Origin of the sequence: Paenalicyclobacillus cellulosilyticus (genome assembly GCF_014647315.1) — a bacterium.
GTDB lineage: Bacteria > Bacillota > Bacilli > Alicyclobacillales > Alicyclobacillaceae > Alicyclobacillus_J > Alicyclobacillus_J cellulosilyticus.
The window spans coordinates 1-1,996 of record NZ_BMOY01000081.1; the positions used below are offsets into that span (position 1 = coordinate 1).

General features: G+C 52.3%; 1 protein-coding gene and 1 pseudogene. Both read left to right on the top strand.

Annotated elements, in window-relative coordinates:
* Positions 1-71 precede the first annotated feature (71 nt).
* Positions 72-539: pseudogene (locus tag IEX97_RS12840) on the top strand (carbohydrate ABC transporter permease); the annotation flags it as partial.
* Between the two features lie 19 nt (positions 540-558).
* A partial coding sequence (locus tag IEX97_RS12845; protein ID WP_188883504.1) for a glycoside hydrolase family 2 TIM barrel-domain containing protein occupies positions 559-1,996 on the top strand: 1,438 nt, incomplete at its 3' end.

Below are 1,996 nucleotides of genomic sequence, written 5' to 3' on the forward strand. Positions count from 1 at the left end.
GGGTTGTTCGTCATGCATGAGTTTGGGGGAGCCGTGGAGGGAATGCAAGGTGGGCGGGATTTGACGCTTACATCAATACGCTCTGGTCGCTCATGATCCCGGGCCTCATCAACAGTTTTTATTTGGTAATCATGAAAAACTTTTTCTTGGAGTTCCCCGAAGAACTCAAGGAATCTGCCCGCATCGACGGTTGTAACGAGCTGCGTGTCTTGTTTCAGATTGTCCTCCCGCTTTCTCTGCCCGTCATGGCAGCCTTCGCGCTCTTTTATGCGGTGGGGATTTGGAATCAATATTTCAATGCCATCCTTTACATCAACGATCCGACCAAATGGCCTGTACAGGTTGTTCTTCAGCAAATAGTGATCAGTGCCACGGGTGGGATCGGCAACGCAACCTTCTCCTCCGATGCGGTTTCTTACTACGGTGAAGCGGTCCGCAATGCGGTGATTGTGATTGCCACCATTCCCGTACTGATGATCTATCCGTTTTTGCAAAAACACTTCACCAAAGGGATTCTGTTGGGTTCCGTGAAAGGCTGAATGGAGGCCTGGATGGTCATTGGAAGCAAGAAAAATCATTTCATTTCATAAAGATTGGTTATTTAAAAAAGGGAACGACCCAAGTGCATATCGAACGGACTGCGATGATGCCGGTTGGCGGAAGCTTGATCTGCCGCATGATTGGAGCATCGAGGGTTCCTTTGATCCGAACATGGCGTTTGGCGGGTGTCAGGCTTATTTGCCCAGATACGAAATCGCATGGTACCGAAAAAGATTCCGTTTGGAACCAGATTGGAAAGGGAGAAAAATTTATATTCAATTCGACGGCATCATGAGCCACAGTGAGGTTTGGATCAACGGTCACTTTCTCGGAAAGAGGCCCTATGGATATGTCGGTTTCCAGTATGACTTGACGCCGTTTGTTTCTTGGGAAGAGGAAAACGTATTGGCAGTCAAAGTGGACAACACCATCCTACCGCCCGATCGTTGGTATTCCGGTGCAGGCATTTACCGCAGTGTGTGGTTGATCTGTGTGGATCCCATCCATGTGGCGGGGTGGGGGACGTTCGTCACGACGCCGGAGGTTTCCCCGGCGGCGGCAAAAGTTTCTCTGCGCATCACCTTACAGAATGGACACCCACATGATTCAGAGTGCATACTGGTCACCGAGATCCGAGACCCGCACGGCACCGTGTGCGGGCGCGCCGAAACCCCGACGATGGTACCCGCGGGCGGTGCGGTGGAATGTTCACAAACCCTCGAAGTCGCTTCTCCTCAAGTATGGTCTCCTGAACAGCCGGTGCTTTACACGGCGCATACGTTCGTGTACCGCGACGGGCACATGGTGGATGGTGTGGTCACTCCATTCGGAATACGGAGTCTTGTTTTCGACCCAGACAAGGGCTTTTTGCTGAACGGCGTGCCGACAAAATTGAAAGGCGTTTGCATACACCATGACCTTGGCTGTCTCGGTGCGGCGTACCATCAACCGGCGATGGAACGCAGATTGCGTATCCTCAAAGCGATGGGGTGCAATGCACTTCGTTTTGCGCATAACCCCATGGCACCGGAATTGTTGGACCTCTGTGACCGGATGGGTTTTCTGGTCATCGCCGAGGCGTTCGACAAATGGAAATCCCTTTATTATGAACACTTCTTTGACGAGTGGTGGGAGCGAGATCTCGAAGCGATGATCGTGCGCGACCGCAACCACCCTTCTGTGATCATGTGGAGTGTCGGCAATGAAGTGGAGAAGCAAGGACAGCCCTCCATGCTCGCCATCTTAGAACAATTGGTGAAGTTCTGCCATGAAAAAGATCCGACCCGTCCTGTCACGTGCGCCTTGGCACCCAACGTGGGTCCACATGAAGATCGGACGGAACTCATCAAAAACGTGGCGCAAAGGGTGGACGTGTTGGGCTTGAACTCAAGTTTGACAGTTAGACCCCCTGGGTCGAGGGTACGAACCGCGCTACGGCGCGGTTTTTTCGCCGTTC